We start from the raw sequence: 26,295 nt of genomic DNA on the forward strand, positions 1-26,295 counted from the left end.
CCTCGCCGCCTACGTGACGCCGGTGGAGCCGTCCTGCTCCACCAGCCCGGTCCGCGGGTCGAGCTGCGGCTTCTGGTAGGCGAACTCCCCGCCGCTGCGGCCGCCGAAGGGGCGTCCGTGGTCGGCGAACTCCTCCCGGAAGTAAGCCAGGCACCACGGACCCATCTGCAGCCGGGCGCCGGTGCGGAGAATGGAGCTGTCCGCGGGGCCGAAGCTTCCGGTGACCACCCCGTGCCGAACCAGGACATACTCGTCCCGCTCGTTGTGGACGATCTCGGCGTGGACAGGTTCCAGGCCGTCCAGCTGCAGGTCCGCGTCCGGCCCGCTGCCGATACTCATCCGTTCCCCGGAGAGATTGAACTCGCGCGGCACCTGGCCGTCCCACGTGGCCGAGTCCTGGACGAAGATCAGGCGGGGACGCCCGCTGCCCCTGGTGTGGTGCGTCGTGGTCACCTTGCGGACGATCCGCCGCTTGACCGTGGGCAGCAGCGGCAGCGGGGTTTCCGGCGGGAGCAGGGACATCCCCGCGTCCTTGCCCCGGCCGCCGCGCCGGGCCAGCGGGGCCACGGTGCGCACGTTCCCGAGCCGGATGTGCGGGGACCGGGTCAGCAGCCGCTGGGCCCGGCCGGTCCGAACCGCCCCCAGGGACGCGATGAGGCCCTGCGGCCCCTCCACCACCACGGTGAGCCCCTGCTCGGCCAAGGTTTTGGCCAGCGGGCGCAACTGCTGCAGGGATGGCATCCGCTGGCCCAGCGACGCATCGAGGCTGCTCAGCGTCACCTTCACCTCGGTGCCGGCCGCCTGGACCGTGCCGGAGGTGCCCCCACCGGCGGGTTCCGTCACGGAGAACTCAAGGTCGGCGTCGACCCTGAACCGGGGTCCCATGTCAGCGTCTGTTCTTGTCGGACCCCGCCGCATCGCGGTCGCTGGTCGTCACGCGAAGGCTGCCGTTGAGCTTCCACGTGGCCCGGGGCGCATCCGGGCCGATGTCACGCGGAACCTCCACGGTCATGTCGACGAACTCGTAGTTGATCGCGGCGCCCTTACCCGTCAGGTAGGACCACATTTCCTCTGCAAGATCCGCCCAGTCCCGGATCGACCGGTTCGCCGCTGAGTCCGCCCCGCCGGACTGTGGAATTGTCGCTTCAGACATCGTTTACTCCAGTCGTAGAGTGACGCTCCCGGCTGGAACCGGGCCGTTAGCCAACTCTAATCCGGGACCCGGCGGACGGGAATGGCTCCGCCAAGGTTCTCTCCGGAACGGCACCCGGAGATGGTCACGCAACACACACGATTCGTCCAGAAAACTCACAGAGTCTGGGAGCAAGATGGGAATCATGAAAAAGAACGGTCCCGAAGCCAAGCTGCTCGTCGTCGATGATGAACCGAACATCCGCGAGCTGCTGTCCACCTCGCTGCGTTTCGCAGGCTTCGAGGTTGTCTCGGCCGGCACCGGGCGCGACGCCCTGGCAGCCGCCGACCAGCACTCGCCCGATCTGGCTGTCCTGGACGTCATGCTCCCGGACATGGACGGGTTCACCGTGACCCGGCGCCTGCGCGCCGCCGGGAAGCACTTCCCCGTGCTGTTTCTGACCGCCAAGGACGACACCGAGGACAAGGTCACCGGGCTCACCGTCGGCGGCGACGACTACGTCACCAAACCGTTCAGCCTCGACGAGGTGGTGGCCCGGATCCGCGCGGTGCTGCGCCGGACCCAGCCGCTGCAGGACGACGACGCCGTCATCTGCGTCGATGACCTGGAGCTCGACGACGACGCCCACGAGGTGCGCCGCGGCGGCACCGTGATTGAGCTCTCCCCCACCGAGTTCAAGTTGCTCCGCTACCTGATGCTCAACCCCAACAGGGTCCTCTCCAAGGCCCAGATCCTTGACCACGTCTGGGAGTACGACTTCAACGGCGACGCCTCGATCGTGGAGTCCTACATCTCCTACCTGCGGCGCAAGGTGGACACCGACCCCGGTGCCGCCGCCCTGATCCAGACCAAGCGCGGCGTCGGCTACGTGCTGCGGACGGCCGAGAAGCGCTGACCTTGCTGCGCCGGTGGAAGGCGGCCTCGCTGCGCTCGCAGCTGGTGGCCATCATGATGGCCCTGATGCTGGTGGCGTTGACCGCCACCGGCGCGGGAACGCTGGCCCTGCTGCACAGCTATCTGCAGGGCCAGGTCGATGACCGGCTCAAGGTCGCCGTCGAAACGGCCCGCCAGCAACAGTCCTTTGAGCAGCTGCAGGACCAGGGGCCTAACGTTCCCACCGACTATTCGCTGTTGCTCTTCACCCCGGGACAGCCATCGGTGGTCCTGGGCGGCAAGGGTCCCCGGCCGGCCATCGGCAGCATCAGCCCGGAGGACGCCCACAGCCGTGCGGAGGTACCGTTCCAGGTCCGCGGCACCGACGGCCGGAACTGGCGCGTGGTGGCGGTCAACGTTCTGGACGCCAACCGGCGCAACGCCGTCGTCGTCATCGGCCTGCCGCTCTACCCGGTGGATTCCGTCATGGAGCACGCCACCCTGGTGGTGGTCGGCGTCGGACTGCTGACGCTGGTGCTGGCCTTCTTCATCGCCACCTGGACCGTTGGCCGTTCCTTCCGTCCTTTGTCCCGCGTGGAGAAGACCGCGGCCGCGATCGCCGCCGGGGACCTCTCCCGGCGCGTGGACGTCGAGAATCCGGACACTGAGGTGGGCCGGCTCAGCCGCTCCCTCAACGCCATGCTGGCCCACATCGAAACCGCGTTTGCCGCGCGGATGGCATCTGAGGCCAAGATGCGCCGCTTCGCCGCCGACGCCTCCCACGAGCTGCGCACCCCTCTGGTGACCATCCGCGGGTTCTCCGAGCTGTACCGGCACGGCGCCCTGGCCACCCCCGAGGACGTGGCCACCGCGATGGGGCGGATCGAGAGCGAGGCCATTCGCATGGGCGCCATGGTGGAGGACCTCCTGCTGCTGGCCCGGATCGACGAGCAACGGCCGCTGCAGCAGAAGCCCATTGACCTGCTCCTGCTGGGCCATGACGCCGTGGTGGATACCCAGGTTGCCGACCGCAGCCGGGTGGTCTCGCTGCGCGGGCTGGACGGCGGCTCCGCTTCCCCGGCGCCGGTGCTGGGCGACGAGGCCAAGCTGCGGCAGGTGATCAGCAACCTGGTCGGCAACGCCTTGCGCTACACGCCGGAGGGCAGCCCGATCGAACTGGCCGTGGGGGTGCGGACCGAGGCCGACGGCGGGCGCCGCTCGGTGATCGAGGTGCGTGACCACGGCCCCGGCGTCTCCGAGGAGGAGGCCGCCAGGATCTTCGAGCGGTTCTACCGCGCCGATACCTCCCGGACCCGGGAGACCGGCGGCAGCGGACTGGGGCTGGCGATCGTCGCGGCCATCGTCGCCTCCCACTCCGGCACCGTCCGGGTCCAGCCGACCGACGGCGGCGGCGCCACCCTGGTGGTCAGCCTGCCGTACCTGGACGAGGCACCGTCGGAGGAGCCCCGGACGGCGGAGACCCGTCCGGCTACCGAGGACGGCGCCGAACGGGCCGTACCGGCTGGCGGGCCTGCCGACGAAGTTGCTGCCACCGGTGGTGCGGACCGCGCCGCGGGCGGCAACCGGGGAACCGGGTTATCCACATAGCGACTTTGCGGCGTGGAAGCCGACGGCGGCGCCTTCGTAGGCTCGAGGAGTCCGGAAAGCCCGGACCCTCCACCGCAGGCAGCCGGGAGCCCGCCGCACGGCCCTCCCTGTGGCCGCCCCTACCGGTCCGGCGCCCGGCTGCCTGCCCCTCGAAAGGCCGCACCGTGAGCATTCTTTCCGTCGATACCGAGCTGTTGCAGCTCAAGTCCGCCACCGTCCAGGCCACGGTCGACCGGATCAGCGCCGACGTCCAGGCGATGAAACGCGGGCTGGAGGAGCTTCAATCCAGCTGGCGCGGCGCCGCCGCCACCAACTTCCAGGCGCTGGTCGTGGAGTGGTCCCTGACGCAGGGCAAGGTGGAGGCTTCCCTAGCCTCCATCAACCACGCCCTCGGCTCGGCGGCCGCGAACTACGACCAGACCGAGCTGAGCAACGCGCAGCGCTTCGGCTAGGGATCAGGCCTCGGCGGTGCCCTGGTGGAACCGCAGCCGCCACTGGTGTCCGTCCCGGACCCAGAGCGAGCTGCGCAGCACCGCTCCGGCGCGGGTCCGGCTGCGGTAGGTGAGCAGGACGGTGTCCGGGCCGATGCGGTCCGCCGCCAGCGTCTCCAGGGCCGCGTGCGGGCCGGGGTTTTCCTCCAGCGCCATCATGACCTCGTCGCGGGTCCAGAGCCGCCCGGAGCTGCCGATCTCGGTGAACTCGGGGTGCAGCAGCACACCGGTCCGGCCCAGGTCAGCCCTGGTCTCCGGCTGCAGCAGTTCCCGCTCCAGGGCCTCCACGATCTGCTCCGGTTCCTGCGCCGTGGCTGCGGCCGCGGTCTGGTCCGCCAGCTCACTGAACAGGTCCGGTTCCGCGTACCCGTCCGGGCCGCCGAAGAGGGTGGGCTCGTCAAAGGCCACGGGTGTCGCGGCGGCCGGAGCGGCGGCTGCGGCGGCCGGAGCAGCCGTCGCCGGGGGCGGCGTGGTTGGGCGGCCGGAGCCAGTTGCCGGGGCCCGGGCGGTCGCCGGGGCGGTTGTTTGCGGGGCCGCGGGGGTGCCGGGGCGGACGAAGCCGGGGCCTTGCCGGACGGCGACACCCTGCTGGTAGGCCACGGCGGCGCCGCGGGCACGGTCATCCGCGGCCTCGTTGAGTTCGTGGCCGGCGTGGCCGCGGACCCACTCGAACCGGTATTTGCGGCCGACCAGGGCCCGGTCAATGTCCCTCAGGAGGTCCACATTGAGCACGGGCTTGCCGTCGGACTTCTTCCAGCCCTTCCGCTTCCAGCCCGGCATCCACTTGGTGACCGAGTTGATGACGTACTGGCTGTCGCAGAGGATGTGCAGCTCCTCGTCGGCGAGGTGGGCCGTGGAGCGGAAGAGGTCCAGCACGGCCATCAGCTCGCCCTGGTTGTTGGTGCCGTGCGGCCAGCCGCCGGCGTGCCAGCAGTTGTCATTCACGTACCAGGCCCATCCGGCCGGGCCGGGGTTTCCAAGGGCCGAACCGTCGGCCGCAGCTGTAATCGTCACTGCACCATCCTGCCAGACCTGCCCGCCTCCACCGCTCCTTCACGCCCGGCGCGGGCGGCTTAAACGCCGGCGGCGGCCCCACCATAAGGTGGGACCGCCGCCGCCGTTGTACCGGGGCCGGCAGCGGACTGCCGGCCTGGGTGGGCCGGGTGGCCGGGTGGCTAGAAGCCGCCCATACCGCCCATGCCGCCCATGTCGTCGCCGCCGCCCATGGCCGGAGCGTTCTTCTCCGGCTTGTCGGCCACGACGGCCTCGGTGGTGAGGAACAGGCCGGCGATGGAGGCCGCGTTCTGCAGGGCAGAGCGGGTGACCTTCACCGGGTCGTTGATGCCGGCAGCCAGCAGGTCGACGTATTCGCCGGTGGCGGCGTTCAGGCCGTGGCCGGCGGCGAGGCCGCGGACCTTGTCCACCACAACGCCCGGCTCGAGGCCGGCGTTGAAGGCGATCTGCTTCAGCGGCGCGTCGATGGCAACGCGGACGATGTTCGCACCGGTAGCCTCGTCGCCCGAGAGCTGCAGGTTGGCGAACGCCTTGGCGCCGGCCTGGATCAGGGCCACGCCACCGCCGGCGACGATGCCCTCTTCAACGGCAGCCTTCGCGTTGCGGACGGCGTCCTCGATGCGGTGCTTGCGTTCCTTGAGCTCGACCTCGGTTGCGGCACCGGCCTTGATAACTGCAACGCCGCCGGCCAGCTTGGCCAGGCGCTCCTGCAGCTTCTCGCGGTCGTAGTCGGAGTCGGAGTTCTCGATCTCGGCGCGGATCTGGGACACGCGGCCGGCGATCTGGTCGGCGTCGCCGGCACCTTCGACGATGGTGGTCTCGTCCTTGGTGACAACAACCTTGCGGGCCTTGCCGAGCAGCTCCAGGCCGGCGGTCTCAAGCTTGAGGCCGACTTCCTCGGAGATGACCTGGCCACCGGTGAGGATGGCGATGTCGGCCAGCTGGGCCTTGCGGCGGTCGCCGAAGCCCGGAGCCTTGACGGCGACGGACTTGAAGGTGCCGCGGATCTTGTTGACGATCAGGGTGGCCAGGGCCTCGCCCTCGATGTCTTCGGCGATGATCAGCAGCGGCTTGTTGGACTGCATGACCTTCTCGAGGACAGCAACCAGTTCCTTGACGTTGGAGATCTTGGAGTTGACGATCAGGATGTACGGGTCCTCGAGGACCGTTTCCTGGCGCTCGGCGTCGGTGACGAAGTAGGCGGAGATGTAGCCCTTGTCGAAGCGCATGCCTTCGGTGAGCTCCAGCTCGAGGCCGAAGGTGTTGGACTCCTCGACCGTGATGACGCCTTCCTTGCCGACCTTGTCCAGGGCCTCGGCAATGAGGGCACCGATCTCGTTGTCGCCGGCGGAGATGGACGCGGTGGCGGCGATCTCTTCCTTGGTCTCGATTTCCTTGGCGGAGGCCAGGAGTTCGGCGGTGACGGCGTCGACAGCCTTCTCGATGCCGCGCTTGAGGGACAGCGGGTCAGCACCGGCCGCGACGTTGCGCAGGCCTTCCTTGACCAGGGCCTGGGCCAGCACGGTGGCGGTGGTGGTACCGTCGCCGGCGACGTCGTCCGTCTTCTTGGCAACTTCCTTGACCAGCTCGGCGCCGATCTTCTCGTACGGGTCGTCCAGCTCGATCTCCTTGGCGATGGAAACACCATCGTTGGTGATCGTGGGGGCGCCCCACTTCTTCTCGAGGACGACGTTGCGTCCACGCGGGCCGAGGGTGACCTTGACAGCGTCGGCGAGGATGTTCAGACCCCGCTCAAGACCGCGGCGTGCCTCTTCATCAAATGCAATGATCTTGGCCATAACGGCAGTAGTCCTTTCGGGACAGTCGTTAAAGAATGAACCTTGGCGTCGGTGCCCGCGACGGACGATACCTGCCCGGCAGCCTCTGTATGCCGCCGAACCGGGATCTCACCCAGCCAGGTGTTTCCTTTGCTCCCGCGGCACCGATGCTGTACCCGGACCGGGGCCCGGCGTTAGCAGTCGATGAGCGGGAGTGCTAACTCCATAATTAGCACTCCCCCGGGGAGAGTGCAAGAAGGCTTCGCGCTCCGGGGCCTGTCCCCGCGGGACGCTTCGCCGAGGGCGATCAGGACCCGCCGCTGCGGGCCGTTTCGCTGCCGGTCATCTTCGCCGTGTTGTCCGGCCCGTAGGTGTACACCATGTAGGCCGCGGCGGTCACGTCCCCGTTGCTGTCGAAGTTCACGGGCCCGGACTGGCCCTCGTAGTTGGGGCGCTTGCCTGCGTGGAGGGCGTCGAGGCACTCCTTGTACGTGTGGCAGTCGGCGGCCTCTCCGCCGGCGGAGCCCTGCGCGCCCGCGGCGTTCCCGCCGGAGACGGCGATGAGCCGGGAGGCGATGGAGGTGCCGGCGTCGTCCTGCGCCGCGGCGGCTGCGATGGCGGCGAGGTTGACGGCGTCGTAGGCCTCCGCGGCGAAGGTCATGTCCTTGAGCCCGGGATCGATGCCGACCAGGCCCGCCTGGAACTGCGCGCTGGGGAACGTGCCGGGGAGCACTCCGCGGGCACCGTCCAGGGCGTGGGAGCCCAGGCCCTGGCCGTACTGGCCCACCGCGCCGTCGGAGAGCACCAGCTTTTTCCCCGCGAGTCCGGCGTTGTTGAGTTCGGCGATGGCGCCCTGCGCACCCTGCCGGGCGATGAGGACTACGGCGTCGGGCGCGGCGGCCTTGGCCGCGGTCGCCGCCTGCTGTGCCTGGCCGGCCGGGAATTCGGCGTCGATGGGCGTGCCGAGGCCAGCGGACTTCGCCGCGGCGGAGACCGCCACGGAGACCTCCTTGCCGTAGCTTCCGGCCTCGTGCAGGACGGCGAGCGTCTTGGCGCCGCCGTCCTTAGCGAGCTTGACCAGGATGGAGGCCTGGGCGACGTCGGCGGCGGCGGTTCGGAAGTAGTAGCCTCCGCTCCGGTAGCTGCTGAGTCCCGGTGCGGCGTTCGCCGGGGAGATCATGGCGATTTTGGCTTTGGAGAGCACGTCGATCGCGGCGGCGGCGTGGCTGGAATCCGTGGGGCCGATGACGACGTCGGCCCTGGCCGCCACGAGGGCCTTGGCCTGGGCGGCGGTGTCCGCACTGATGGTTTCGGGGAGCAGTTCCACGGGCTTGCCCTTATGGCCGCCGGCGGCGTTGATCTCCTTGACGGCGAGTTTCACCGCGGCCAGTTGCGGGGCGTTGAGGAAGCTCTGGTCCCCGGTGTTGTCCAGCAGCACACCGATCCGCAGGGTTCCGTCCCCGCTGGCCTCGGCGGCGTCCGTCCGGGCGTTGCCGGTGGCACCGGAGCACCCGGTGAGGGCCAGGGCGGAGGCAAGAAGGGCGGACAGGACGACGGCGGCGCCGCCGGCCGTGCGACGGCCGGCTGTTCGTCGGCCGGCTGTGGCCCGCGCCGCGGCGGTTGGCATTGAGTCAGGACGGGCCACTAGGCGGGCCTGACGCTCTCGGCCTGGGGGCCCTTTTCGCCTTCGCCTACCTCAAGTTCCACCCTCTGGCCCTCGGCCAGCGCACGGTAGCCCTCGCCGGCGATGGCGGACCAGTGGACGAAGACGTCGATGCCCGAGCCGTCCACGGTGATGAAGCCGTAGCCCTTCTCCGCATTGAACCACTTGACGGTGCCCAGAGCCATCGTTTCCACACTTTCAGCTAGCTTGGCCGCGGTGCACCTCGCTGTGCGCCGCGGAGCGGTCATGAACTCCGGCCACTGTACCCGCCAGCCCCGGGCGTGCCGGTCCGCGCGTCACGGGGTCGGCCGGAACGTTATGCAGGCGTAACCGGCCCGGCCAGCAACCGGGTCAGCGGTAGCCGGGGCCCAGGACGACGACCAGGGGCATCTTGAAATCGGCCGAATCGACCAGGGTGGCGATCCCCAGCAGGGCGGCGAGTTCCTGGGCATTGGCCTTCTGCGCGGCGCCGTTGTAATACACCACGGAGGTCTGCTGCCGCGGACCGGTCCAGTTGCCGAGCGGGCCCAAGACCCACCCGTCGGAGGTGACCGTGCTGCCGACGCGGCCGGCGAGGCCCGCCGTCGTCGTGCCGTTGTAGACCGCCACCGGCTGCGTCTTGTCGACGGCGGCCGCGGTTGCCGCCGGGGCCGGAGTGGTGCCGGAGGAAGCGGCAGCCACCGTACTGCCCGGGTCGCTGGTGGGCGACGTTGTCGGCTGCGCGGTCGGGGCCGCGGTGGGCTGCGCGGTGGCGGACGCGGCGGCCGTGGCGCTGCTCTTATCCGCGGCCATCGCCGTTCCGCCGGCGGGACCAAAGCCCAGCCGGGGCAGCAGCAGGAAGGCCACCAGGCCGACGGCCAGGGCGAACGCTCCTACCGACAGGATGGGCACCAGTCCGCGGGACTTGGCAGCCGCGACGGTGCGGTGAACCCCTTGGCGCGTGGAGGTCTCCGGGACCCGGTCGAATTCATCCCGTGGGTATCTGGTCATGGTGAAGCGCTGTCCTTGCTGATTTCTAGTGGTCCGCGGCCGGAACCGGTGCAGATTCCGGGACTCCGGCGCCGCGTTCTGCCCGGGGCGTACCCGGCGGGTTCAGGCGTCCGAACCCAGGCGCCGGGCCGTGCGGGCACGTTGTCGTGACGTACGTAGTCTACGCAATCGCTTCACCAGCATCGGGTCATGGGCCAGCGCGGCCTCGGTGTCGATGAGGGCGTTGAGGATCTGGTAGTAGTGCGTGGCGGACAGGTCGAAGAGCTCCCGGACGGCCTGTTCCTTGGCCCCGGCGTACTTCCACCACTGCCGTTCGAGGGCCAGCATTTCCTTGTCGCGGCTGCTCAGCCCGGACTCGTCCGGTCCGGCTTCCCCGTGTCCTGCGTCGACCGGAACCTCATCCGCCGTCGCGTTCTCCGGCACTGCTTCGGCCACGGCTCACTCCCTGCTCGCTGTTGTGGATTCCTCCCCAATGCTACGGGCGAATAACAGCCCTGTCATTCGGTCGGCGCCGTGCCGCGCCGGAGGTCTGCCCGGATCGCCGGCCCGAAACGCCACCGCTCGCACCTGCCAGAATGAAGGGGTGAGCGAATTCCCGCAGACCGAAGCGCTGTTCCCCCTGGATGCCGTTTCCGGCCCAACCGTTGGGGTGCCGCAGGGCTCCGACGACGGCGACGGCGGCGGTTTCGCCGCGCTGGTCCAGCGCCCGCTGGGCGAGCTGGTGGCCCCGGACTGGGCTGCCGCCCTGGAACCCGTGGAGCCGCAGCTGCGCCGGGCCCTGGAGTTCGTCGCCGCTGAGGCCGCGGCAGGCCGCCAGGTCCTGCCGGCTCCGGACCGGCTGCTCCGGGCCTTCCAGCAGCCGCTCGCCGGCGTCAAAGTGCTGATCGTGGGCCAGGACCCCTACCCCACCCCCGGCCACCCGATCGGGCTGTCCTTCGCCGTCGAGGGCCACACCCGTCCCCTCCCCCGCAGCCTGGCCAACATCTACAAGGAGCTCCACGCCGACCTGGGCCTGCCGCCGCGGATCCACGGCGACCTGAGCCGCTGGACGGGGCAGGGCGTGCTCCTGCTGAACCGGGCGCTCAGCGTGCGCGCCGGCGCCGCCGGATCGCACCGGAACAAGGGATGGGAAGCGGTCACGGCCGCCGCCATCCGCGCCGTGGCGGCCCGCACGGACGCCTACGGCGGGCCGGTCCCGCTGGTCGCCATCCTGTGGGGCAAGGACGCGGAGTCCGTCCGGCCGCTGCTCGGCGGGACCGCCGCCGTCAGCAGCCCGCACCCAAGCCCGCTCTCGGCCGCCCGGGGATTCTTCGGATCCCGGCCGTTCAGCCGGGCCAATGAGCTGCTGGCCGCCCAGGGCGCGGAACCCGTCGACTGGGAACTGCCGCCGCTGCCCTAAGCCTTCCCAGAGCCTCCCGACCCCGGCGCCACCCCACCTTCCCGGCTGTCCGGGGACGGCGGTCCCGGCGCCCCTGGACAGACAAGAAGGAGGCCTGGTTGGCTAGGCTTAGCCGCATGACTTCTGTACCCGCCGCCACCTCCGCCAACCGGAACTCCCGGCCCCAGACCGCCCTGACGGTGCTGCGGCGCGAGCAGCTTTCACCGCACATGGTTCGGATCATCGCCGGCGGCCCCGGCTTCGCGGACTACCGCAACAACGCGTACGTGGACCGCTACGTGAAGATCGCTTTCCCGCAGCCCGGCGTGGACTACCCCCAGCCGCTGGATCTGTGGGCCGTCCGTGAGACCCATCCCCGGGAGCAGTGGCCCTACACCCGCACCTACACGGTCCGCTGGGTGGACGAGGCGGCGCAGGAGCTGGCCATCGACTTCGTGATCCACGGGGATGAGGGGCTCGCCGGGCCCTGGGCCGCGTCCGCGCGTCAGGGGGACGCCCTGATCTTCACCGGCCCGGGCGGCGGCTACAACCCGGATCCGGAGGCGGACTGGCACCTCTTCGCCGGGGACGAATCGGCGCTGCCCGCCATCGGCGCGGCCTTGGCGGTTCTCCCCCGCGATGCCCGCGGTCTGGCCTTCCTGGAGGTGGGCTCCGCGGCGGACGTCCTGGCCCTGGCCGCCCCCGCCGGCGTCGAACTGCGCTGGCTTTTCCGCGGAAACAACACGGGGGCCGACGACGAGCGCCGCCTGGCCGACGCCGTCGGGTCCGCCGACTGGCCGGAGGGACGCCCCTCGGTCTTCGCGCATGGTGAGCGGGGTGCCATGAAGGCCCTGCGGGAGGTGTTCTTCACCCAGCGGGGGCTGGAACGCGGGCAGGTCTCCCTCTCCGGTTACTGGGCCCGCGGCCGGGTGGAGGACGACTTCCAAGCCGAGAAGAAACTCCCCATCGGCAAGATCTGAGTGCCCGGCAGCCCGCTGACGGCCGCTGCCGCCGGGCGGGGACGGACTAGCGGCGGCGGGCCCGGCGCCGTTCGTTGCTGGCCAGGCTGCGGGTCAGCGGCCGGGCCAGGGTGTCGCCGAGGACGATGCCCGCAGCGACGCCCAGCACGATCGCCCCGGCGTTGAGCATCCCGCCGGCGCCCATGAGGATTTCCTGCTCCTCGATGGTCAAAACATACATGGAACGGAATATGGTCAGGCCGGGCAGCAGGATCAGCGCCGCGGGCACGGCCACCACCAGCTGCGGGGCGCCCATCCTCAGGGCCACCACCCGGGCCAGCAGGCCTATGACGACGGCGGCGAGGGCCGGGGCGAAGCGCGGCCCGATGCCCAGTTCCGTGCCGCCGATCAGCACGAGGTGGCCGACGACGCCGACCGCCGCCGTCGGCAGCAGCAGCTTCGCGGAGGTCTGCTCCGTCACGCCGATTGCGACGACGGCGATCGCCACCAGCGGCACCAGCACCCAGAGGGGATACCTTGGCGGGAATGTTTCGGTCACGTCGATGGATTGCATGCCCGTCATCGCCCCCACCACGAACCCGACGGCGATCCCCGAGACCAGGGCTCCGAAGGTCAGCATGGTGGAGAGGAAACGGCCGGCGGCGGTGACCGGGAAGCCGTTGATGGCATCCTGCACCGAGGAGACGAGGCGTCCCGTGGGCAGCAGCAGCAGGATGCCTCCCACCACCACAATTGCCGGGGCGATGGTGATCCCCACCGGGCTCCCGAACCGCCAGAGCAGCAGGGCGACGATGGTGACGACGAAGGAACAGGAGGCGGTGATGAAGAAGTCCGGGGTGCGCCAGCGGCCCAGCTGCCGGGCCAGGAGGCTGACCAGAAGGTTGGACAGGAACGCGATCCCGGACGCCGCGATGCCGCCGCCGAGTACCGCCACGAAGACGGCGGAGAAGACGCCGAAGGCCACGGTGACCATCCAGCGAGGGAACGGCTTGGCGCTGTGGGTGATCTCCTCGAGGCGCCGGGCGGCCTCCTCCCGGCCCACCCCGCCGGCGACGATGTCGGTCACCAGCTGGTGCACCTCGGCGAGGCCGGCGTAGTTGTTGGTCCAGGACCGGACCACGCGCAGCAGCGAGAGCGGCGTCTGGTCCTTCGGGGCGTAGTTGATCGCCACCGACTGGTTGGTGATGTCCACCTCGATGTTCTTCAACCCTAGGGCGGCGGTCACCGCGATGATGCTGGTCTCCACCTCGAGGGCGCCGGCGCCGTACCGGAACATCGATTCCGCGAGCTTGAGCGCGAAGTCGATGGTTTTCCGGGCGGACGCGTCCACGCCGCCGACCTGGATCATCGGGTTCGCGTAGGGGCTTCCGGCGAGCCGGTCCACGATGCTCAGCGGCGCCGTCGGGGGGTTCTCCCCCTGGACCAGGCGGCGGAGCATGCGCCGGGCGGCGGCGTTCTGCCGCACCTGCATGGCCGACATCGGTTCGGTGCGGGGCAGGCCGTCCGTCTGCGGTCCGCGGCGGCCCTCGGGGGTCTTGTTCATCCCGGCCATCTCACTTCACCTTGCTGGGCGGTCTAGTAGAACTGCTGGCCGGTGCGGCGCGTGTAGAGCTGGCGGGCAACCCGCTCCCCCGCCGCCGTCCAGGCCTTGTACTTCAACGGGCTGAGGACCTGGTCGTAGCAGCCGACGAAGTCCGTGACGGTCTTGCTGAAGCTGGTCTTGAACAGGCCCAGGCCGTGGAAGGGGTTGGACGTGTCCTTGAGCTTGTCGCTCGGCGGGGTGCCGCAGAAGTCGTACTCGGTGCAGCCGAGCTCCTTCAGCTGGTTGATGGCGGTCCACTGGACCAGGTGGGAGTCGCCGTACTGGCCGCGCTGCTGCAGGGAGCCGCCGTCCTTGTATGTTCCCTTGCGGCCGTAGTTGATGACGAAGGCACCCACGGAGGGGACACCGTTTTCGTAGACGAACAAGAGCCGGCCCTGGCCGCGCTTGAGGAAGTTGGTCCAGAAGCGCTGGTAGTACCCGAAGTCCCTGACGCGGACCTGGGACTTGGCCTCGACGGTGGTGCTCATCAGGCCATACATGGCCCGGAAGTTCTCCTCCGTGGGCTCGACGTTGCGCACTTCCACGCCCTCGCGGATGGCGCGGCGGACGGCGTTCCGGCCGCGGGAGTGCAGGTTGCGCAGCAGCTGGTTCTCCTCCGGGGAGATGTCCAGCAGGGCGGTGGAATCGTTGGGCTGCAGGTTGTGCGTCTTGACCAGGCCCGCGCCCTCGATGACACGACGGGCGTCGTCGGTGAGGACGACGTCGGGTTCGATCTTGATCGCGAAGACGCCCAGCCGGGCGCGCTTGACGAAGTCGGCGTTGGCCTTGGCGATCCCCGGAATGTCCTCGACGGAGGCGACGTCGGGTCCCTTGATCATGTACCAGAGCTTGCCCAGGACGGGGAAGCTCTTCTCCAGGACCAGGTTGTAGCTGGCGTAGTCGGCCGTCTCGTACACCAGGTGCAGGGGCTTCCAGCCGTAGTGCTGCTTGACCTCGGCAAAGGCCTCCGACTGCAGCAGGTTCCCGCCGTTGGGGTTCGCGGTGACGCGGGCGTCCCAGGTGGCGACCTCTTCGGCGGAGGCAAAGCGGGCGGTGAATTCTCGCAAGGGTGCGGTATCCAATCTTTGCGGGACGAGCTTCGGCGGCATGGCTGGCATGCACCACCAAGTCTATCGGCGTCACGGGTGGCCGGGACGCCGGCCCTGTGGCCGCCACCGGCTCCCGGGCTAGGCTGAAGGCATGAAACCTCAGCCGGACCCGCAGCCGGAATTGGACGTCTCCCGCCGGGTCGGCCCGGGCGCGTCGGCGCACCGGGGAGCCGGAGCCCAGGTGCTGGGCCTGCTCGTGCTGCTCGCCGCCTCCGCGCTGGTGGCCGGACTCGGCGGCCTGGCCTCCGCCAGCAACGTCGACGGCTGGTACGCCGGGGCGGACAAGGCCCCGTGGTCGCCGCCGAACTGGGTGTTCGGACCGGTCTGGACGCTGCTCTACACCGTCATGGCGGTGGCGGCGTGGCTGGTGTGGCGCACCCGCGCCGAGGGCACCGGCCGGGCGTTGACCCTGTACGCCGTCCAGCTTGTGCTGAACCTGCTGTGGACGCCGGCGTTCTTCGCCCTCTACCCGGCCCTGGGCACGCCGGCGCTGTGGATTGCCCTGGCCATTATCGTGGCGCTGGCCGTGGTCCTGGCCGCAACGCTGGTCCGCTTCCGGCGGATCAGCCGCCCGGCCGGGTTGCTGCTGGTCCCCTACCTGGCGTGGGTGGTCTTCGCCTCGACGCTGAACCTGTGGGCGGCCGTCACCAACTGAGCGGGCGCCTCAGCACTCCACCACGTTGACGGCGAGGCCGCCCATGGCGGTCTCCTTGTACTTGGAGCTCATGTCCTTGCCGGTCTCGCGCATGGTCACGATCACCTCGTCGAGGGAGACCCGGTGCGACCCGTCGCCCCACAGCGCCATCTTGGCGGCGTTGATGGCCTTGGCGGCCGCGATCGCATTGCGCTCGATGCACGGGATCTGCACCAGTCCGCCGATCGGGTCGCAGGTCAGGCCGAGGTTGTGTTCCATCGCGATTTCCGCGGCGTTCTCCACCTGCTGCGGGGTGCCGCCCATGACCTCGGCGAGGCCGGCGGCGGCCATCGACGACGCCGACCCGACCTCGCCCTGGCAGCCGACCTCGGCACCGGAAATGGAGGCCTGTTCCTTGTAGAGGACACCGATGGCACCCGCGGCGAGCAGGAACTTCACCACGGTCTCGTCCCGGTCCTGCTGGGTGGCCTTGTCCATGCCGGGGGCGAAGTGCAGTGCGTAGTAGAGCACGGCGGGGATGATCCCGGCGGCGCCGTTGGTGGGGGCGGTGACGACGCGGCCGCCGGAGGCGTTCTCCTCGTTGACGGCCAGGGCGATCAGGTTCACCCATTCCTGCCAGTACTTCGGGTCCCGGAAGTCGGGGTCCTCCTCGCAGCTTTCCTTCATCAGCCGCTCGTGCCAGTCCGGGGCGCGGCGTCGGACGTTCAGGCCGCCCGGCAGCAGTCCCTTGCGTTTGAGGCTGACGGCCACGCATTCCTCCATGACGGAGTAGATGTGCAGCAGACCGGCGCGGATGTCCTCGGCCGTGCGGCTGTCCTCCTCGTTGACCAGCATGACGTCGCTGATCCGCAGGGAGGTGTTCCGGCAGTGCTCAAGCAGCTCCGCGGCGGTGCGGAACGGCAGGGGCAGTTCCTTCTTGGATTCGTCGAGTTCCTGCTGCGCCGCCTCCTCCTCGCCCTCGCGGACAATGAAGCCGCCCCCGACGGAGAAGAACGTCGCCTGGTGCAGGGTGCCGCCGTCGGCGTCGGAGACGGTGAACGTCATCCCGTTGGTGTGACGGGGCAACACCGTCAGGGGGCGGAGCACCATGTCCTTGACCCCGTAGGGAAGTCCGACGGCGCCGGCCAGCTGCAGCGTCCCGGTCCCGTCGATCGCGGCGAGCCGCTCCTCGACCTCGTCGGGGAGGATCTTCTCCGGGTGGTAGCCCTCGAGGCCCAGCAGGATGGCGGTCATGGTGCCGTGCCCGTGCCCGGTGGCGGCGAGCGAACCGTAGAGGTCCACCCGCAGCGAAGCCACCCGCTCAAGGTCGCCGGACGCCTTCAACTCCTCGGCAAACACCGCAGCGGCCCGCATCGGCCCCACGGTGTGCGAACTCGAGGGTCCGATCCCAATCGAGAACAGATCAAAGACGCCTACAGCCATTACTAAATCCTAACTAAACACTGCTTGGTGAGCGGAGCCTCGGGCTTGGTTGGGTGGCGGTCGGGCGAGCCCCTCCGCGTGCTCGGTCGGCGCCGCCCGCTGAGCGGACGTCGCCTCCCTTAGACGCACGCTTCCGGGCCCCACCCGATCGCCCTTGGCCCGTCACCTTCGCGCTGTGGTCCCGGACGCCAATTGAGTGATTCCAACGGCAAGCGGCCCCCGAGGGGTCGGATCGCCGTAGTTTTCGAAAGCGTGCGTCTAAGCGAGGAACGAGCGAGCACGCGTGAAAACTAGGGCGAGCCGCCCCCGGAGCCAGCCCCCGAGACGCCCCCGAAGCCAGCCACGGGGGCAGGCCCAGGAAGCGGGAGAACGAAGGCGAGTTAGCCCAGGTTCGTGACCGACGGGTAGAGCGGGTGGGCGGCGGCGAGGGCCTGGACCCGGTCGCGGAGCGCGGAAAGGTCGGCGTCGGCGTCGGCCATGAGGGCCTCGGCGATGATGTCCGCCACCTCGGTGAAGGCTGCCTCGCCGAAGCCGCGGGTGGCCAGGGCCGGGGTGCCGATCCGCAGGCCGGAGGTGACCATCGGCGGGCGCGGGTCGAACGGGACGGCGTTTCGGTTGACGGTGATGTCGATCGCGGCGAGCCGGTCCTCGGCTTCCTGGCCGTTGAGTTCGCAGTCGCGCAGGTCCACCAGGACAAGGTGCACGTCGGTGCCGCCGGAGACCACGGAGATGCCCTTGGCGGCGACGTCGTCGCGGGTGAGACGGTCGGCGAGGATCCGGGCGCCGGCCAGGACGCGCTCTTGGCGCTCCTTGAACTCGGCGGACGCGGCGACCTTGAAGGCGACGGCCTTGCCGGCGATGACGTGCTCCAGCGGCCCGCCCTGCTGGCCCGGGAACACGGCCGAGTTGATCTTCTTGGCGATGTCGGCGTCGTTGGAGAGGATGATGCCGCCGCGCGGACCGGCGAGGGTCTTGTGCGTCGTCGACGTCGTCACGTGCGCGTGCGGCACCGGGGAGGGGTGCAGCCCGGCGGCCACCAGGCCGGCGAAGTGCGCCATGTCCACCATCAGGTAGGCGCCGACGGCGTCGGCGATCCGGCGGAACTCGGCGAAGTCGAGCTGGCGGGCGTAGGCGGACCAGCCGGCGACGATCAGCTGCGGCTTGTGCTCGTGCGCCAGGCGCTCGACCTCTGCCATGTCGATCCGGTGGTCGTCCTCGCGCACCTGGTACGGGATGACGTTGTAGAGCCGGCCGGAGAAGTTGATCTTCATGCCGTGGGTCAGGTGGCCGCCGTGGGCCAGGTTCAGGCCCATGATGGTGTCGCCCGGACGGATCAGGGCGTGCATGACGGAGGCGTTGGCCTGGGCGCCCGAGTGCGGCTGGACGTTCGCGTATTCGGCGCCGAAGAGGGCCTTCACGCGGTCGATGGCGAGCTGCTCGATCACGTCGACGTGCTCGCAGCCGCCGTAGTAGCGCTTGCCCGGGTAGCCCTCGGCGTACTTGTTCGTCAGGACCGAGCCCTGCGCCTGCATGACCGCGCGGGCGGTGTGGTTCTCGGAGGCGATCATCTCCAGGCCGTCGCGCTGGCGGGCAAGTTCGGCGTCGATCTTCGCCGCGATCTCCGGGTCCAGCTCCGACAGGTCCGCGTCCAGAGACGGGGAGACGACCTGTTCGAACACTGCGGTGTGCGTGCCGGCGGCCGCGCTCACAGTTCGCCGCCGTTCTTGGAGGCGTAGTCCTGGGCGGAGAGGAGCGGGCCGTCGGAGACGGCGGCGACCTTGAAGAGCCAGCCGGCGCCGTACGGGTCGCTGTTGATCAGGGCCGGATCGTCGACGACGGCGGAGTTGGTCTCGGTGACCTCGCCGGTGACGGGGGCGTACAGATCGGACACGGATTTGGTCGACTCGACCTCGCCGCAGGTCTCCCCCGCGGTGACCGTGGAACCGACCTCGGGCAGGTCGACGTAGACGATGTCACCGAGGGCGTCGGTGGCGACGGCGGAGATGCCGATGGAGACGACGTCGCTGCCGTCCTCCCGGGAAACCCACTCGTGCTCGTCGGAGTACTGCAGTTCAGGAGCTACTTTTGCCATGAAAAATTCCTAAGTTTGGAGGGTAAAAAGCCTAGCGCGTGGGGCGCACCCCCGAAGGGCGCGCCCCACGGAGTGTTACTTCTGGCGCTTGTAGAACGGCAGGGCGACGACCTCGAACGGTTCGGGCTTGCCGCGCAGGTCGATGTCCAGGGCGGTGCCGGGTTCGGTGTAGGCGACGTCAACGTAGGCCATGGCCACCGGGTAGCCCAGGGTGGGTGAGGGCTGGCCGGAGGTGACTTCGCCGACGACGGCGCCGTCCTTGAGGACCGGGTAGTGGCTGCGTCCGGCGCGACGGCCGAGGCCCTTGAGACCGACGAGGCGGCGGCCGGTGGTGGTGCCGGCGCCTGCGTCCTTCTTGGCGGCCAGCGCGGCCTTGCCGACGAAGTCGCCCTCCTTGGAGAGCGCGACGACGGGGCCGAGGCCGGCGGCGAAGGGATCGCCCTGGAGCGAAAGTTCGTTGCCGTAGAGCGGCATGCCGGCCTCCAGCCGCAGGGAGTCGCGGGAGGCGAGCCCGGCCGGGGTCAGTTCCCCTTCCTCGGCGATGGCGATCAGCGCCTGCCAGAGGACGGCGGCGTCGTCGTTGTCCACGAAGATCTCGAAGCCGTCCTCGCCGGTGTAACCGGTACGGGCGAGCAGCAGGTCCTTGCCGGCGCCGGCGACCATGAAGGGAACCTCGACGGCGGCGTAGTACTTCAGGCCGGTGACGAGTTCGTGCTGGGCGGCGGGAACCAGGCGGAGCAGGATCGCCTCGGCCTTGGGGCCCTGGACGGCGACCAGCGAGATCTCGGCGGACGCGTCCCGGACCGTGACGTCAAAGCCGCCATCCCGGGCAGAACCCGCCCGCTCGGCCAGGGCCGCGGCGACGACCTTGGCGTTACCTGCGTTGGGCACCACGAGGAAGGCGTCGGTACCGTCGGCCCCCGCCGGGCGGCGGTAGGTGATGAGGTCGTCGATGATGCCGCCGTCTTCGTTGCAGATCAGCGAGTACTTGGCCTTGCCGACGGCCATGGCGGAGATCTTGCCGACCAGAGCGTAGTCGAGGAAGGCCGCGGCATCGGGGCCGGTGACCCAGACCTCTCCCATGTGGGAGAGGTCGAACAGGCCCGCGGAGGCGCGGACGGCGTGGTGTTCGGCGAGTTCGGAGCCGTACTTCAGGGGCATCTGCCAGCCGCCGAAGTCGGTGAAGGAGGCGCCGAGCTTCTTGTGCTCTTCGTACAGGGCGGTGTAGTTCTCAGTCATCGGTGGCCTCAGTTTTCGAATTCGGACAGCGGAGGGCAGGAGCAGATCAGGTTGCGGTCCCCGGCGGCGCCGTCGATCCGGCCGACCGGCGGGAAGTACTTGTCCTGCTTGAGCGTGTGGACCGGGAAGACGGCCTGCTCGCGGGAGTAGGAGCGGTCCCAGTCGGTGCTGATGGTCGCGGCCGCGGTGTGCGGGGCGTTGCGCAGCGGGCTGGTCTCGACGGTGAAGTCGCCGTGGGCTACCTGGTCGATCTCGGCGCGGATGGCGATCATCGCGGTGATGAACCGGTCGATCTCGCCGAGGTCCTCGGATTCGGTGGGTTCGACCATCAGGGTGCCGGCCACGGGGAACGCCAGGGTGGGGGCGTGGAAGCCGTAGTCGATCAGGCGCTTGGCGACATCCTCGGCGGTGACGCCGGTCTTGGCGGTGAGTTCGCGCAGGTCCAGGATGCACTCGTGCGCCACCAGGCCGCCCTCGCCGGTGTAGAGCACCGGGAAGGAGTCGTTCAGGCGGGCAGCGATGTAGTTGGCCGCGAGCAGCGCCGACTTGGTCGCCTCGGTCAGGCCCTCCCCGCCCATGAGCTTCACGTAGGCCCAGGAGATCGGCAGGACGCCGGCGGAGCCGTAGCGGGAGGCGGAGATCGGGGTGCCGTCCGCGCCGTTGGCCGGGTCCGCGGCGTTGCCGGGCATGAACGGTGCCAGGTGGGCCTTGGCGGCGACCGGGCCGACGCCGGGACCGCCGCCGCCGTGCGGGATGCAGAAGGTCTTGTGCAGGTTCAGGTGTGAGACGTCGCCGCCGAACTGGCCCGGCTGGGCGAGGCCGACGAGGGCGTTCAGGTTGGCGCCGTCGATGTAGACCTGGCCGCCAGCGGCGTGGATCGCGTCGCAGACCTCGCGGACGTCGGCGTCGTACACGCCGTGCGTGGACGGGTAGGTGATCATGATGCAGGACAGGGCGTCCTTGTGCTGCTCGATCTTGGCCTGCAGGTCGGCGTGGTCGATGGTCCCGTCGGATGCGGTGGCGACGACGACGACCTTCATGCCGGCGAGCACCGCGGAGGCGGCGTTGGTGCCGTGCGCGGAGGCCGGGATGAGGCAGACGTTGCGCTGGTCGTCTCCGCGGGAGAGGTGGTAGCCGCGGATGGCCAGCAGGCCCGCGAGCTCGCCCTGGGAACCGGCGTTCGGCTGGATGGAGACCTGGTCGTAGCCGGTGATCTCGGTCAGCTGGGCCTCGAGGTCATCGATCAGTTCGCGCCAGCCGGCGGTCTGGGATTCCGGGGCGAACGGGTGGATGGAGGCGAACTCCGGCCAGGAGATGGCTTCCATCTCGGCCGTGGCGTTCAGCTTCATGGTGCAGGAGCCCAGCGGGATCATGGTGCGGTCCAGGGCCAGGTCGCGGTCCGAGAGGCGGCGGATGTAGCGCAGCAGCTGGGTCTCGGAGCGGTGGGTGTTGAACACCGGGTGCTGGAGGTAGTCGGAGCTGCGTTCGACGGCGGAGTCCAGGGCGAAGGCAGTATCCGTGCCTGAGGCTGGGTCGGCCACGCTCGCGCCGAAGACGGCGGCGACGTCGGCGACGATGGCCGCCGTCGTGGCCTCATCCGCGGAAATGCCGACGGTGTCCGCGTCGATGGCGCGCAGGTTGATGCCCTTGGCGTCGGCGGCGGCGATGATGTCGGCGGCCTTCCCCGGCACGGAGACGGTGATGGTGTCGAAGAACGAGGTGTGCACGACGTCCAGGCCGGCGGCCTTGAGGGAGGCGGCGAGGGTCCGGGCGTGGCCGTGGACGGTCTCGGCGATGGCCTTCAGCCCGTCGGGGCCGTGGTAGACGGCGTAGAAGGACGCGACGATGGCCAGCAGCGCCTGCGCGGTGCAGATGTTGGAGGTGGCCTTCTCGCGGCGGATGTGCTGCTCGCGGGTCTGCAGGGCCAGCCGGTAGGCCGGGATGCCGGCGGAGTCCTTGGAGACGCCCACCAGGCGGCCGGGCATGGAGCGCTCCAGACCCTTCTGGACGGCCATGTAGGCCGCGTGCGGGCCGCCGAAGAACAGCGGGACGCCGAAGCGCTGGGCGGAGCCGACGGCGATGTCGGCGCCCTGCTCACCGGGAGGGGTGATCAGGGTCAGGGACAGCAGGTCGGCGGCGACGGTGACGAGCGCGCCGCGTTCCTTGGCCGCGGCGATGACGGCGGAGTGGTCGAAGACGCGGCCGGAGGCGCCGGGCTGCTGCAGCACGATGCCGTTGATGGTGCCCTCCGGGAGACCCTTGGACAGGTCGGCGACCTCAACCTCGAAGCCCAGCGCCTCGGCGCGGCCCTTGACGATCGCGATGGTCTGCGGGAGGCAGTCGGCGTCCATGACGGTCTTGCCGTCGCGGGCGTCCTTATTTTTGTTGGCCCGGCGCATCATCAGCACGGCCTCGGCGACGGCGGTGGCTTCGTCCAGCAGCGAGGCGTTGGCGATCGGCAGGCCCACCAGGTCCTGGACCATGGTCTGGAAGTTCAGGAGGGCCTCGAGCCGGCCCTGGGAAATTTCGGGCTGGTACGGCGTGTAGGCCGTGTACCAGGCCGGCGCCTCGAGGATGTTGCGGCGGATCACGGCGGGGGTGACGGTGTCGTAGTAGCCCTGGCCGATCATCTGCACGGCGGTCTTGTTCTTGGCGGCGAGCTTGCGCAGCTCTGCCAAGACCTCCACCTCGCTCAGCGCGGCGGTCAGTGCCAGGCCGGAGTCCTGACGGATGTCCTTGGGAACGGCGGTGTCAACGAGCGCGTCGACGGTGTCGTAGCCAACGGCCTTGAGCATGGTCTCGACGTCGGCCTGGCGGCGGGCGCCGATATGCCTGTCGACGAAGGACGTGGAGGCTGAGGTAACGGTCACAAGGAACTCCATAACTAAGGCGGCGCAGGGTACGCCGCAGTGATTCGGGTTCCTCCCCGCTCTGTATTGGACCTGAGAGTTTCCGCGCAACCCCTTGGCGGGGTCCCGCTTGCACCGTCGGTGAGCGCGGCATCCCGGGGGACTTGTGGCGCGCTGCTTTCCAGAGTGGCCTCGCCGCGGCGGTACATGGGCCTGAGAGATTCCTGGGGAGGATTTGCTCCTACGGCGCCTGCGTGTACCACTGGCAGGACTCTCCCGCCGCAGATCAAAGGCATATTCAGTTGCTCGTGACCATGGTCACAGCACTCATTGTCCTATGCCGGAGCCCGCGTCCGCAAACTTCATTTCTCCCCGCCCGACGCTCCCTCACTTTCGGCGCGATTTCCTGCGACCCTCCCTCACATCCGGCCCACTTTTCCGGAACGCTCCCTCACGTCTAGCTCGACTTTCTGCGACACTCCCTCACGTCCGGTCCACGTATGCACGACGCTCCCTCAGGTTCGGAGGTTATTTCCAGAACGCCCGCTCACCCGACATGCGGGCGCATCCCTCAAATGAACGCTGCTGCACGTGAGGGAAAGTTCCGTGGAGTGCCGCCGGACGTGAGGGAGCATCCGCTGGAGAGGTGCCGGACGTGAGGGAGCGTCCTTAGGGGCGGAGGCGGTCGACGGCGGCGAGGAGGCTCTCGACGTCGTCGTCCACCGCCAGGGGCGTGGCACCGGCACTGCGGGCCAGCATGGCGTTGAAATACAGCCCGTCCCCCATATAGAGCACCGCCTTGGCCATTCCGGGTCCGACGTCGGCGGCGAGCAGTTCCAGCCAGCTTGCCTGCACGCCGGCCATGCGGCGCAGGGTCTCGGCGTGCGCCACCTCGGCGAGCCGGGTGGCCGCGACGAAGACCCGGTCCAGGGCGGTATCCGCCCAGACCGAGGACTTGATGAAGTAGGCGGCCGCGCCCTCCGGCGCCGCGGCCATGGCGGCCAGGTCCTCGGCCAGCAACAGGTCCAGCCGTTCCAGGAGGACCGCGATCATGGCCTCCTTGTTCGGGAAGTGGTACAGCAGTCCGCCCTTGGAGACCCCGGCCCGCTTTGCCACCGCGTCGAGGGTGGCGGCCCGCTCCCCTTCGGCGATGAGCAGGGATTCGAAGGCGTCGAGGACGGCCTCGCGGGCGACGGGTTTCCTGGGCATGGCTCCCATCATGCCCGGTGGGAGTCTAATTTCTTAACTATACCGTCCAGACGGTACAGTTATCCGGATGAAGACCTTGCTTCCTGTTGCCGCGCATCCCACGGCGGGCCCCCGGGCGCCGTGGCGGGACTGGCTGGCGTTATCGCTGCTGATATTTCCGGTCCTCCTCGTGGCGGTCGACAACACCGCCCTGACCTTCGCCCTGCCCGCGATCGCCCGCGACCTGAATGCCACCGGCGTCCAACTGCTGTGGATGGTCGACGTGTACCCGCTGGTGCTCGCAGGCCTGCTGGTCGCGATGGGCAGCATCGGGGACCGGATCGGCCGCCGGCGGCTTCTCTTCACCGGCGCCGCAGGCTTCGCGGCGGTGTCCGCGGCGACGGCGTTCGCCCCCGGCCCCGAGTGGCTGGTGGCCGGCCGTGCGGCGCTGGGGTTCTTCGGGGCCATGCTGATGCCCTCCACGCTGTCCCTGATCCGGAACATCTTCCCGGAACCAAACCGGCGCCGCCTGGCGGTGGCCATCTGGGCCGCGGGCTTCTCCGGCGGCGCGGCGCTGGGCCCAGTTCTGGGCGGCTGGCTAGTAGAGCACCTCTGGTGGGGTGCGGTGCTGCTGATGGCGGTTCCCATTATCGTGCCGCTGCTGCTCCTCGGCCCCGCCTTCATCCCCGAATCCCGCGACCCGAACCCCGGGCCGGTGGATCTGCCCAGCATCGCGCTATCCATGCTGGCGATGGCGCCGGCCGTCTATGGCATGAAGATGCTGGCCGTGGAGGGCGCCGCCCCGGTGCCGCTGGCGGCCCTCGGCGCCGGGCTCCTCATGGGGTTCGCCTTCGTCCGGCGGCAGCGCAGGCTCGCCGTGGGCGGCACCACCGCTCCCCTGCTGGACCTGGGCCTGTTCGGCAATCCGGTGTTCAGCACGGCGATTACGGCCAACGTCCTGGCGCTGTTCTCCTACAACGGCTTCATCCTCTTCCTTGCCCAGCATCTCCAGCTCCTGGAGGGGCAGACGCCGTCCGAGTCCGGGCTGGCGATGGTCCCCGCGCTGGCGGCCACCGTCGCGGCCGGGCTGCTGGTGGTCCCGCTGGTGCGGAAGGTCCGTCCGGGGATTGTGGTGGCGGGCGGACTGCTGTTCAGCGCCGCTGGGTACGCGCTCGTGGCTTTCGGCGACCACAGTTCCGGGCCGGCGATGCTGCTGGCGGCGCTGCTGGTGCTGTGCCTGGGCGTGGGGGCGGCCGAGACCATCTCCAACGACCTGATCCTCGGCGCGGCCCCCGCGGCCAAGTCGGGGGCCGCGTCCGCCATCTCGGAGACCGGGTACGAGATCGGTTCGCTGCTGGGCACGGCCGTGCTGGGTTCCATCCTGACGGCGTCCTACCAGCGGAACCTGGTCCTGCCCGCCGGGCTCCCGCAGGCCGACCCGGCCGCCGCGGGCCAGGCCCGGGAGACCCTGGCCGGGGCGGCGGAACTGGCCGCGACGCTGCCCGGCCCCGTGGCCGACGCCGTCATGACCGCCGCCCGCGCGGCTTTCGACTCGGGCGTCCACATCACCGCGGCGATTGCCCTTGTCCTGATGGCGGGCGCCGCGGTACTGGCCGCCGTCGTCCTCCGCCGGGTGCCGCGGGCACACTGAGCCGGGCCCAAAGGACGACTCCGGCCGCCAGTCCAAAAAGCAGCAACCGACGCCGGGACTCCCGGCGCCGGACGCTGCCCTGTGTCCTTCGGTTTACTTGCCGGCGTCCGGCGTCGTGACGGAGGCCGTGGCCCGCATGGTTTCGGCGTTGACCAGCCAGGCGAACTGCTCGAGCTTGGCGATGAAGGCGTGCAGCAGGTCCGCGGTGGTGGGGTCCTCCTCGTCCACCTCGTCGTGCACCTTGCGCATCGTGCCGACGGCGGCCTCCAATGCGGCCACGATCTTCTCGATGGCGTCCTTGGTGTTGATCAGGCCGGTGGGGAACTCGGGCAGGGCGGTGGTCTTCGACACCGTGGAGCTGCGGCCGTCCGGGAGGGCGTGCAGGGCCCGCATGCGCTCGGCCATCTCGTCCGCGAAGGTGCGGGCGGCGTCGATGATCTCGTCGAGCTGCAGGTGCAGGTCGCGGAAGTTGGTGCCGACGATGTTCCAGTGCGCCTGCTTGCCCTGGACGTGCAATTCGATCAGGTCCACGAGCACGGCCTGCATGTTGCCTGCGAGGGTGGGTGTTGCTTTCATGAAT

24 protein-coding genes and 1 riboswitch are annotated in these 26,295 nt (G+C 69.8%); of the genes, 7 read left to right on the top strand and 17 right to left on the bottom strand.

Annotation, left to right across the window (positions count from 1 at the left end):
- Positions 1 to 9: 9 nt before the first annotated feature.
- Together ABC337_RS04185 and ABC337_RS04190 are read right to left on the bottom strand one after the other, a co-directional pair.
- A complete protein-coding gene (locus ABC337_RS04185) occupies positions 10 to 885 on the bottom strand; it encodes an FHA domain-containing protein (RefSeq protein WP_412882235.1) in 876 nt (291 codons plus the stop codon).
- Position 886: 1 nt separating this feature from the next.
- Positions 887 to 1,153, bottom strand: a complete 267-nt coding sequence (locus tag ABC337_RS04190; protein ID WP_290258710.1) for a hypothetical protein — start codon at positions 1,151 to 1,153, stop codon at positions 887 to 889.
- Between the two features lie 184 nt (positions 1,154 to 1,337).
- Between ABC337_RS04190 and ABC337_RS04195 the strand changes: the two genes are divergently transcribed.
- From ABC337_RS04195 to ABC337_RS04205, 3 genes are all read left to right on the top strand, one after another.
- A complete protein-coding gene (locus tag ABC337_RS04195; protein ID WP_412882234.1) occupies positions 1,338 to 2,048 on the top strand; it encodes a response regulator transcription factor in 711 nt (236 codons plus the stop codon).
- Positions 2,049 to 2,050: 2 nt separating this feature from the next.
- Positions 2,051 to 3,634, top strand: coding sequence for a sensor histidine kinase (locus ABC337_RS04200; protein WP_412882233.1), 1,584 nt, complete (start codon positions 2,051 to 2,053; stop codon positions 3,632 to 3,634).
- Between the two features lie 164 nt (positions 3,635 to 3,798).
- On the top strand, positions 3,799 to 4,086 hold the full coding sequence (locus ABC337_RS04205; RefSeq protein WP_412882232.1) for a WXG100 family type VII secretion target: 288 nt from the start codon (positions 3,799 to 3,801) through the stop codon (positions 4,084 to 4,086).
- Positions 4,087 to 4,089: 3 nt separating this feature from the next.
- Here ABC337_RS04205 and ABC337_RS04210 read toward each other — a convergent pair whose 3' ends face one another.
- From ABC337_RS04210 to ABC337_RS04235, 6 genes are all read right to left on the bottom strand, one after another.
- Positions 4,090 to 5,139 carry an RNase H family protein gene (locus tag ABC337_RS04210; protein ID WP_412882231.1) on the bottom strand — a complete coding sequence of 350 codons (1,050 nt, stop codon included), beginning with the start codon at positions 5,137 to 5,139 and terminating at the stop codon, positions 4,090 to 4,092.
- Positions 5,140 to 5,300: 161 nt separating this feature from the next.
- The gene (gene groL / locus ABC337_RS04215; RefSeq protein ID WP_290258716.1) at positions 5,301 to 6,938 is read right to left on the bottom strand and encodes a chaperonin GroEL; all 1,638 of its coding nucleotides are present in this window, start codon (positions 6,936 to 6,938) and stop codon (positions 5,301 to 5,303) included.
- A gap of 286 nt (positions 6,939 to 7,224) precedes the next feature.
- The gene (locus ABC337_RS04220) at positions 7,225 to 8,544 is read right to left on the bottom strand and encodes an ABC transporter substrate-binding protein (protein ID WP_412882230.1); all 1,320 of its coding nucleotides are present in this window, start codon (positions 8,542 to 8,544) and stop codon (positions 7,225 to 7,227) included.
- A 17-nt stretch (positions 8,545 to 8,561) separates the two neighbouring features.
- Positions 8,562 to 8,765: a cold-shock protein gene (locus ABC337_RS04225; RefSeq protein WP_290258717.1), complete on the bottom strand. Its 204-nt coding sequence runs from the start codon at positions 8,763 to 8,765 to the stop codon at positions 8,562 to 8,564.
- 166 nt (positions 8,766 to 8,931) lie between these two features.
- Entirely contained in the window at positions 8,932 to 9,570 is a 639-nt protein-coding gene (locus ABC337_RS04230) for a LytR C-terminal domain-containing protein (RefSeq protein ID WP_412882229.1), read from the bottom strand.
- 102 nt (positions 9,571 to 9,672) lie between these two features.
- Entirely contained in the window at positions 9,673 to 10,005 is a 333-nt protein-coding gene (locus ABC337_RS04235; protein ID WP_412882228.1) for a DUF3263 domain-containing protein, read from the bottom strand.
- A gap of 214 nt (positions 10,006 to 10,219) precedes the next feature.
- Here ABC337_RS04235 and ABC337_RS04240 point away from each other — a divergent pair, with 214 nt between their 5' ends.
- Both ABC337_RS04240 and ABC337_RS04245 read left to right on the top strand, forming a co-directional pair.
- Complete coding sequence (locus tag ABC337_RS04240; protein WP_412883219.1) at positions 10,220 to 10,969, top strand: uracil-DNA glycosylase; 750 nt, start codon at positions 10,220 to 10,222, stop codon at positions 10,967 to 10,969.
- Positions 10,970 to 11,085: 116 nt separating this feature from the next.
- Positions 11,086 to 11,928 carry a siderophore-interacting protein gene (locus ABC337_RS04245; RefSeq protein ID WP_412882227.1) on the top strand — a complete coding sequence of 281 codons (843 nt, stop codon included), beginning with the start codon at positions 11,086 to 11,088 and terminating at the stop codon, positions 11,926 to 11,928.
- Between the two features lie 46 nt (positions 11,929 to 11,974).
- On the opposite strand, the gene ABC337_RS04250 is transcribed toward ABC337_RS04245, so the two are convergent.
- Both ABC337_RS04250 and ABC337_RS04255 read right to left on the bottom strand, forming a co-directional pair.
- Positions 11,975 to 13,471 carry a threonine/serine exporter family protein gene (locus ABC337_RS04250; RefSeq protein WP_290258720.1) on the bottom strand — a complete coding sequence of 499 codons (1,497 nt, stop codon included), beginning with the start codon at positions 13,469 to 13,471 and terminating at the stop codon, positions 11,975 to 11,977.
- Between the two features lie 32 nt (positions 13,472 to 13,503).
- Positions 13,504 to 14,577 (bottom strand): lipid II:glycine glycyltransferase FemX, encoded by a 1,074-nt coding sequence (locus ABC337_RS04255; protein ID WP_412882226.1) that lies wholly within the window; start codon positions 14,575 to 14,577, stop codon positions 13,504 to 13,506.
- A 133-nt stretch (positions 14,578 to 14,710) separates the two neighbouring features.
- On the opposite strand from ABC337_RS04255, the gene ABC337_RS04260 reads away from it, so the two are divergent.
- Complete coding sequence (locus ABC337_RS04260) at positions 14,711 to 15,274, top strand: TspO/MBR family protein (protein WP_412882225.1); 564 nt, start codon at positions 14,711 to 14,713, stop codon at positions 15,272 to 15,274.
- A 9-nt stretch (positions 15,275 to 15,283) separates the two neighbouring features.
- Here ABC337_RS04260 and ABC337_RS04265 read toward each other — a convergent pair whose 3' ends face one another.
- The 6 genes from ABC337_RS04265 to ABC337_RS04290 all read right to left on the bottom strand — a co-directional run bounded on the left by ABC337_RS04265 (position 15,284) and on the right by ABC337_RS04290 (position 24,085).
- Entirely contained in the window at positions 15,284 to 16,696 is a 1,413-nt protein-coding gene (locus ABC337_RS04265; protein WP_412882224.1) for an L-serine ammonia-lyase, read from the bottom strand.
- A gap of 380 nt (positions 16,697 to 17,076) precedes the next feature.
- Complete coding sequence (gene glyA, locus ABC337_RS04270; protein ID WP_412882223.1) at positions 17,077 to 18,405, bottom strand: serine hydroxymethyltransferase; 1,329 nt, start codon at positions 18,403 to 18,405, stop codon at positions 17,077 to 17,079.
- Positions 18,402 to 18,788, bottom strand: coding sequence for a glycine cleavage system protein GcvH (gcvH, locus tag ABC337_RS04275; RefSeq protein WP_412882222.1), 387 nt, complete (start codon positions 18,786 to 18,788; stop codon positions 18,402 to 18,404). Before gcvH ends, glyA begins: the two co-directional genes overlap by 4 nt.
- A 75-nt stretch (positions 18,789 to 18,863) precedes the next feature.
- Complete coding sequence (gcvT, locus tag ABC337_RS04280) at positions 18,864 to 20,027, bottom strand: glycine cleavage system aminomethyltransferase GcvT (RefSeq protein ID WP_412882221.1); 1,164 nt, start codon at positions 20,025 to 20,027, stop codon at positions 18,864 to 18,866.
- Positions 20,028 to 20,035: 8 nt separating this feature from the next.
- Complete coding sequence (gcvP, locus tag ABC337_RS04285) at positions 20,036 to 22,909, bottom strand: aminomethyl-transferring glycine dehydrogenase (RefSeq protein ID WP_412882220.1); 2,874 nt, start codon at positions 22,907 to 22,909, stop codon at positions 20,036 to 20,038.
- 158 nt (positions 22,910 to 23,067) lie between these two features.
- Positions 23,068 to 23,165, bottom strand: a riboswitch (glycine riboswitch).
- A 380-nt stretch (positions 23,166 to 23,545) separates the two neighbouring features.
- Complete coding sequence (locus tag ABC337_RS04290) at positions 23,546 to 24,085, bottom strand: TetR family transcriptional regulator (protein WP_412882219.1); 540 nt, start codon at positions 24,083 to 24,085, stop codon at positions 23,546 to 23,548.
- 67 nt (positions 24,086 to 24,152) lie between these two features.
- Here ABC337_RS04290 and ABC337_RS04295 point away from each other — a divergent pair, with 67 nt between their 5' ends.
- Positions 24,153 to 25,715, top strand: a complete 1,563-nt coding sequence (locus ABC337_RS04295) for an MFS transporter (protein WP_412882218.1) — start codon at positions 24,153 to 24,155, stop codon at positions 25,713 to 25,715.
- Between the two features lie 93 nt (positions 25,716 to 25,808).
- On the opposite strand, the gene ABC337_RS04300 is transcribed toward ABC337_RS04295, so the two are convergent.
- The gene (locus ABC337_RS04300; protein ID WP_377973075.1) at positions 25,809 to 26,291 is read right to left on the bottom strand and encodes a Dps family protein; all 483 of its coding nucleotides are present in this window, start codon (positions 26,289 to 26,291) and stop codon (positions 25,809 to 25,811) included.
- Between the last annotated feature and the right edge of the window lie 4 nt (positions 26,292 to 26,295).

Origin of the sequence: Arthrobacter phoenicis (genome assembly GCF_047238215.1) — a bacterium.
Taxonomy (GTDB): Bacteria; Actinomycetota; Actinomycetes; order Actinomycetales; family Micrococcaceae; genus Arthrobacter.